At 75.2% G+C, this 6,672-nt stretch carries 6 protein-coding genes; 2 read left to right on the top strand and 4 right to left on the bottom strand.

Features of this window, described 5'->3' with window-relative positions:
* Positions 1 to 39: 39 nt before the first annotated feature.
* A complete protein-coding gene (locus ACFVFS_RS40195) occupies positions 40 to 1,368 on the bottom strand; it encodes an FAD-dependent oxidoreductase (protein ID WP_380630065.1) in 1,329 nt (442 codons plus the stop codon).
* A 461-nt stretch (positions 1,369 to 1,829) separates the two neighbouring features.
* Positions 1,830 to 2,735 (bottom strand): TIGR01777 family oxidoreductase, encoded by a 906-nt coding sequence (locus ACFVFS_RS40190; RefSeq protein WP_380630064.1) that lies wholly within the window; start codon positions 2,733 to 2,735, stop codon positions 1,830 to 1,832.
* A gap of 98 nt (positions 2,736 to 2,833) precedes the next feature.
* On the opposite strand from ACFVFS_RS40190, the gene ACFVFS_RS40185 reads away from it, so the two are divergent.
* Both ACFVFS_RS40185 and ACFVFS_RS40180 read left to right on the top strand, forming a co-directional pair.
* Positions 2,834 to 3,343, top strand: a complete 510-nt coding sequence (locus ACFVFS_RS40185; RefSeq protein WP_380630062.1) for a GNAT family N-acetyltransferase — start codon at positions 2,834 to 2,836, stop codon at positions 3,341 to 3,343.
* A gap of 127 nt (positions 3,344 to 3,470) precedes the next feature.
* The gene (locus tag ACFVFS_RS40180) at positions 3,471 to 4,517 is read left to right on the top strand and encodes a DUF2510 domain-containing protein (RefSeq protein WP_380630061.1); all 1,047 of its coding nucleotides are present in this window, start codon (positions 3,471 to 3,473) and stop codon (positions 4,515 to 4,517) included.
* Positions 4,518 to 4,548: 31 nt separating this feature from the next.
* Here the strand turns inward: ACFVFS_RS40180 and ACFVFS_RS40175 are convergent, their stop codons facing one another.
* Positions 4,549 to 5,064: a DUF4240 domain-containing protein gene (locus ACFVFS_RS40175; protein ID WP_380630059.1), complete on the bottom strand. Its 516-nt coding sequence runs from the start codon at positions 5,062 to 5,064 to the stop codon at positions 4,549 to 4,551.
* Positions 5,065 to 5,266: 202 nt separating this feature from the next.
* A partial coding sequence (gene sucB, locus ACFVFS_RS40170) for a 2-oxoglutarate dehydrogenase, E2 component, dihydrolipoamide succinyltransferase (protein ID WP_380630056.1) occupies positions 5,267 to 6,672 on the bottom strand: 1,406 nt, incomplete at its 5' end.

The raw sequence follows: 6,672 nt of genomic DNA, 5'->3' as shown, positions 1-6,672 counted from the left end.
GCCCGGTTGACGGCCGCCGAGCCCCGTTCCCGTAGGCCGTCAGGCCGCCGCCGCCTCCCGGGCGGTGGCGGGCACCCCGAGGTCGCGGACCACCGCCTCGGCCGCCCGTCGGCCGGAGACCAGCGCCCCCTGCACGCTGCTGGTGTCCCGGTGGTCGCCGCAGACGTAGAGTCCGGCCAGCAGCCGCACCGGCCGCCGGGTGTTGTGCGGCGGCGGCATGGCGGGCACCGCGTCCGGCAGGTGCCGCACGCTCAGGAACTGCCAGCCGCCGGTCGGTGTGCCGTACAGCTCCGCCAGCCGGGCGCGCACGGCCGGTTCCAGCGCGGCCGGACCGCCGGCGTCGAAGACGCGGCGGCCGAGCACGGTGGTGGCGATCAGCGCCTGTCCGGGCGGGGCGTACGAGGGGTGCAGCCCGCTGAGCACCAGCGAGTGCGAGACGAGCGACGGCCGCCCGCCCGGCCGGTCGCCGTCGAGCAGCAGGGCGGCCTCGGCCAGCGGGGCCCGGTCGGCCGCGTGGTAGAAGGTCGTGACGGGGTGGAAGTCGGGCAGCCGCAGGCCGGGCAGCAGGTCGGCGGCGGAGCGGGGGTCGGTCGCGACGACCACGGCCTGCGCGCCGATCCGCCCGTGTGCCGCGGTCTCCACGCCGTCCGCCGCGATCGAGGTGACCCGCACCCCGGTGCGGACGGTGCCGGGAGGCAGGGCGGCGGCCAGCTGGGCCGGCACGGCCGCGATCCCCCCGGCGGGCAGACAGAGGCGGCCGCGCGCGTAGCAGCGCAGCACCAGGTCGGCGACCCGGCTGCTGGTGCCGAGGGCGGGGTCGCTGAGCAGGGCGCCGAGCAGCGGGCGCAGCAGCCCGTCGACGGTCCGCGGGGCGAGCCCGCGTTCACCGAGGGCCCGGGCGGCGGTGGTCTCCGGCCGGGCCTCCAGCCGGGCGGGCGGGGTGGCGGCGAGCCGGTTGAGCCAGCCGCCGAGCCGCGCCTTGTCGAGCGGGTTGCCCAGCGGTGCCCGGGCGGCGGCCTGCCGGGCGGTGGTCAGCTGGGGGTCCCCGACCCGGTACCGGCGCCCGCCGTGGTGCACCAGGACGCCCGGACTGAGCGGACGCAGGTCGAGGCGGTCGAGGTCGAGCACGCGGCGCGGCTCGGGGAAGGCGGTGTTGAGCAGATGGCTGCCGTGGTCGAGTCGGAAGCCGTCGAGTTCATGGGCGGCGGCGCGGCCTCCGGCGAGGTCCGCGGCCTCCAGAACCTGAACGGCGAGGCCGTGGCCGGTGAGTACGCGAGCGGCGGCGAGGCCCGCGAGGCCGGCTCCCACCACGACGACGTCCGGGTCGGACTGTCGGCGGGTGCGGCGAGTGAAGTCGTACGTGGGCACGGGTGGCTCCCTCCCTGGTCCCGGATGTTTCGGGCCGGCGCAGGCAGCGGGGTGCTGGGACACGGTCCGATCGGTGTGATGCCCAGTCAGTGTGGGGGTCAGACAAGCGCATCGGCTTCGATCCGAGGTCGGAAAGGGGAGCGCGCGCATCCACCGGGGTGCCGTCACGGACAGTGCGCCGATCCGGCCGCGATGCCGGTGCCATGGGCGCGCACGGTCACCGGGGGCGCGCAACGCGCCCACCGCGTGCACCAGTGCGCCCCCTACCGGACCCCCTCCGGGGGTTGCCCGGTCTCCGCCCGCCCTCCCCCCGGCATATGCCGCCGGCCGGGGTGAACGTCGTAGCGCGCCTACGCGGCGGGGCCGGACGCGACCGCGCCCGGCCCCGTCCTCGACGGGCCGCCCTCGGAGCCCCGCCCTGGGAGCCGCGCCCTGGGAGCCGCGCCCTCGGAGCGCCGTCCTCAGAGCGCCGCCCGCGCCGCCGCGTCGACGTCCGGGTGCTCGAACCGGAACCCCGCGTCCAGCAGCCGGCGCGGCACCACCCGGTGGCTGCCGACCACCTCGATCGCCAACTCGCCCAGGACGGCGTCCAGCACGGCCTTCGGCACCGGGAACGGCGTCGGCCGGTGCAGCACCCGCCCGAGCGCCGCCGTCAGCTCGGCGTTGGTCACCGGCTCCGGCGCGGTCAGGTTGACCGGTCCGCGGACCTCCTCCCGGTCGATCAGGAAGCGCAGTGCGGCGACCTCGTCGGCGAGCGAGATGAAGCTCCAGTACTGCCGGCCGTCGCCGAGCCGCCCGCCGAGGCCGAGCCGGAACAGCGGGAAGAGCCGGCCTCCCGCGCCGCCGGCCGCGGAGAGCACCAGCCCGGTGCGCGGGTGGACCACCCGGATCCCGGCCCGCTCGGCCGGCCCGGCGGCGGCCTCCCACTCCACGCAGACCTCGGCCAGGAAGTCGTCCCCGGCGGGTGCGGACTCGTCGATCACCCGGTCGCCGGTCTGGCCGTAGTAGCCGACGGCCGAGGCGCTGACGAAGACCTTCGGCGGCTCGTCCAGCCCGGCCAGCGCGGTGGCCAGGGTCTCGGTGCCGAGCACCCGGCTCTCCCGGATCTCCCGCTTGTAGGAGTCGCTCCAGCGCCGGTCGCCGACCCCGGCGCCCGCGAGGTGCACCACCGCGTCCGCACCGGCCAGCCCGGCCCGGTCGACCTGGCCCAGCAGCGGGTTCCAGCCGATGGCGGTGGTGCCGTCCGGCCGCGCCCCGGTCTTCGAGCGGTGCCGGACCAACCGCACCACCTGGTGCCCGTCCGCCAGCAGCGAGTCGACCAGCGCCGAGCCGATCAGTCCCGTGGATCCTGTGACCGCGATTCTCATGCGCCCATCCTCGCAGCCGGGCACCCGCGGACACGGGAGCGCCGGTTCCGGGCGGCCCCGGTCTAATTCCGTGTACGTCCGCTCGGCGTCCCGTTAGCATGCCGCGCATGCACGAAACCGATCATCTGATCATCCGTCCCGCCCTGGCCGAGGACGAGAAGGACCTCGCCGTCCTCAACCGCGGCACCTGGACCCCGCTGGCCGACGTCGGCCCGCGGCCCGCCGAGGACGCGGGGGTGTTCGACGAGCGCCACACCCCGGACCAGTTCCGCCTCGCCCTGCTCGACGGCCGGATCGTCGGCTACGTCCGGGTCGTCCCGCCGACCCCGCTGCCCAGCAACCGGCACGTGCGCCAGATCCAGGGCCTCGCCGTCGACGCCTCCGTCCGCGGCCGGGGCATCGGCGCCGCGCTGGTCGAGGAGGCCTGCCGGACGGCCCGCGCCCAGGGCGCCCGCAGGATCACCCTGCGGGTCCTCGGCCACAACGCCCCGGCCCGCGCCCTCTACGAGCGCTGCGGCTTCGTGGTCGAGGGCTCGCTCGCCGAGGAGTTCCTGATCGATGGTGCGTATGTCGACGACATCTGGATGGCCCGGTCCCTGGGCGACTGAACCGGGGTGCGGAGGCCGTGCCGCCCGGTCGATCGCTGACGTACCGTCAGAGTCGGTCTGCGGGTGGTGCAGAGTCGTGACAGACCCGGCCTGTCTGGAGCGTCACCCGGACGGGTACGGTCTTGCCGTGAGCAACTCGACGCCTCCCGGGTGGTACCCGGTTCCGGGTGCGGACGGCACGGCCGGTCATGAGCGCTGGTGGGACGGCACGGCCTGGACCAGTGACGTGCGCCCCGTCCAGGCGGGCGGCGGCCAGATTTCCGACGCCCCGACGCAGGTCGCCTGGCAGAGCCCAAGCGGCCAGTCCACCGCGCCCCCGCCGCCCTCCTACGGCTACGGCGCGCCGCAGCAGGGGCAGCCGGGCTACGGCTACCCGGCGCAGAACCCGCCCGCCTACGGCTATCCGCCGGACGCCTACCCACCGCCCTCCCGGCCGAACCGGATGAAGACCGGTACGGCCGTCGGCATCGGGATCGCGGTCCTGGCCGTGGTGGGCGTGGTCGCCGCCGTCGCGCTCAACAGCGGGGGCGACGGCCCGTCCGCCCGCCCGCCGGTGACCACCGTGACCGTCACCGACACCCCGAGCCCGACCGCCACCACCCCGTCCCCGACCGCCACCGCCAAGCCGACCTCGCCGCAGCCCACCACCCCGCCGCACCCGGCCCCGGTGCTCAAGGACACCGTGGCGGACCCGCAGCACGCCATCACCGTGCCGGTCTTCGACGGCTGGGAGGCGAACACCAGCGGTTCGCACTCGACGGTCTTCCTCGGCACCGGCCAGTACACCTGCCCCGGCGGCGGCAACTGCATCCGCGGCCAGTTCTCGGTCGAGAAGGAGACCATCTCCGGCAGCACCGCCCGCGCGGCGGCCGAGGCGGCGATGCCGACCTACGCGGCGGCGATCTTCACCAACATCGCCTCGCACACCGACGCCGGCTCGTCCAGCACCACGGTCGCGGGCATCGCCGGGTACGCGGTGCGCTGGCACATCGTGACCGCGGACGGCAGCAAGGGCTACATCCTGATGGCGGCCGTCCCGGCCAAGGGCGGCGGCTACGTGGCCTTCGAGGGCGGGGTGGACGACGCGGCCGGCGCGCCCGATCCCTCGGTCCTGGACCAGATCCTCAAGGGCATCAAGCAGGACACCAGCGCGGCGGACGGCTCGACCACCTGAGCCCTCCGGCCGCGTACGGTGCCGGCCGTCCTCAATCCCCGTACCGCTCCCAGAGCTTGGGGAACCGTTTCGCCATGACGTCCGGGTCGTCGAAGTCGAAGCCGGACCCGAACGGCCGCGCGGGCTGCCGCCCGCCCACCTCGGGCAGCGGCAGCCCGGTCAGCTGCTCGTACGCCTCGTCGGCGGCGTAGCCGAGGTCCTCGGCCTCGCCGTCCTCCTCCTCGTCGAACCCGGGCAGCAGGTCCGCCAGGTCGTCCGGCTCCTGCAGGCCTCCTTCGAAGACGTCCCGGCCCTGGCCGATCAGCCAGCACCGGAAGTAGTCGAAGGAGTCCTCGGAGGCGCCGCCCAGCAGCAGGTACGCCGCGCCCCACAGGTCGTAGCGGTAGGCGCGCTGGAAGCGGGCCTCGAAGAGCCGGGCGAAGTCGATGACATCGTCCGGCGCCAGCTCGCCGAGCCGCTCCACCAGGCGGTCCGCCTGCTCGTCCGGGTCGCCCTCGGCGGCCTCCCGGGTCTCGTCGATGATCAGCCAGAAGTCGGTCTCGTCCATCACCGCTCCAGCATCCCTGTTCGGCCGCACGCGCGCATGCGAAGAACGGGTGAATCACCCGGAACCTCACGAAAAACCCGCAACGGCGCCAAGCCGTCGCCACGTCCGGGAAGGACCGTCCCCGGACGCGCGGAACCCCGCGCCGTCCGGGGACGGCGCGGGGTTCCGGTGCTGCTGGTGCCGGAGGCGGACCCCCGGAGCCCTACAGGCCGAGCTCGACCTCGAACTCGCCGGCCTCCAGGATCTCCTTGACGGCCACCAGGTAGCGGGCGGCGTCGGCGCCGTCCACCAGGCGGTGGTCGTAGGAGAGCGACAGGTAGGTCATGTCGCGGATGCCGATGGCGGTGCCGCCGTCGGCCTCGATGACCACCGGGCGCTTGACCGTGGCGCCGATGCCCAGGATCGCGACCTGGTTCGGCGGCACGATGACGGTGTCGAACAGCGCACCGCGCGAACCGGTGTTGCTGATGGTGAAGGTCGCACCGGACAGCTCGTCCGGGGTGATCTTGTTGCCGCGCACCTTGCCGGCCAGCTCGGCGGTCTTCTTGGAGATGCCGGCGATGTTGAGGTCGCCCGCGCCCTTGATGACCGGGGTCATCAGACCCTTCTCCGCGTCCACCGCGATACCGATGTTCTCGGTGTCGAAGTAGGTGACGGTGCCCTCGGCCTCGTTGATCCGGGCGTTGATGACCGCGTGGGCCTTCAGCGCCTGGGCGGCGGCCTTGACGAAGAACGGCATCGGGGACAGCTTGACGCCCTCGCGGGCGAGGAAGCCGTCCTTGGCCTTGGCGCGCAGCGACATGATCTTGGTGACGTCCACCTCGACCACGCTGGTGAGCTGCGCCTGCTCGTGCAGGGCCTTCAGCATGTTGTCGCCGATGACCTTGCGCATGCGGGTCATCTTGACCGTCTGGCCGCGCAGGGCGGACGGCGCGGCGGCGGCCTTCGGCGCGGCGGCCGGGGCGGCAGCGGCGACGGGGGCCGGAGCCTGGGCGGCCTTGGCGGCCTCGGCGGCGGCCAGGACGTCCTGCTTGCGGATGCGGCCGCCGACGCCGGTGCCGGCGACGGAGGACAGCTCGACGTTGTGCTCGGCGGCGAGCTTGCGCACCAGCGGGGTGACGTAGGCGTCACCGGCGTCGGCCACCGGGGCGGCCGGGGCGGCCGGGGCGGCCGGAGCGGCGACCGGGGCCGGAGCAGCCGGGGCGGCAACCGGAGCAGCCGGGGCCGGGGCGGCGACCGGAGCCGGGGCGGCCGGGGCGACCGGAGCCGGAGCGGCGGCGGGGGCCTCCGCGACCGGGGCCGGGGCGGCGACCGGGGCGGCCGGAGCGGCGGCCGGAGCCGCGGCGACGGCACCCGCGGCACCGATCAGCGCGAGCTGGGCGCCGACCTCGGCGGTCTCGTCCTCGCCGACCAGGATCTTCACCAGGGTGCCGGCGACCGGCGACGGGATCTCGGTGTCGACCTTGTCGGTGGAGACCTCGAGCAGCGGCTCGTCGACCTCGACGGTGTCGCCCTCGGCCTTCAGCCAGCGGGTGACGGTGCCCTCGGTGACCGACTCGCCCAGCGCGGGCAGCAGCACCGGCGTGGCGTCGGCGGCCGGAGCGGCAG

This window comes from Kitasatospora sp. NPDC057692, assembly GCF_042799475.1.
Classification (GTDB): domain Bacteria; phylum Actinomycetota; class Actinomycetes; order Streptomycetales; family Streptomycetaceae; genus Kitasatospora.
The sequence above is the reverse complement of the archived record's forward strand: the minus strand, read 5'-3'. Positions and strand labels throughout refer to the sequence as shown.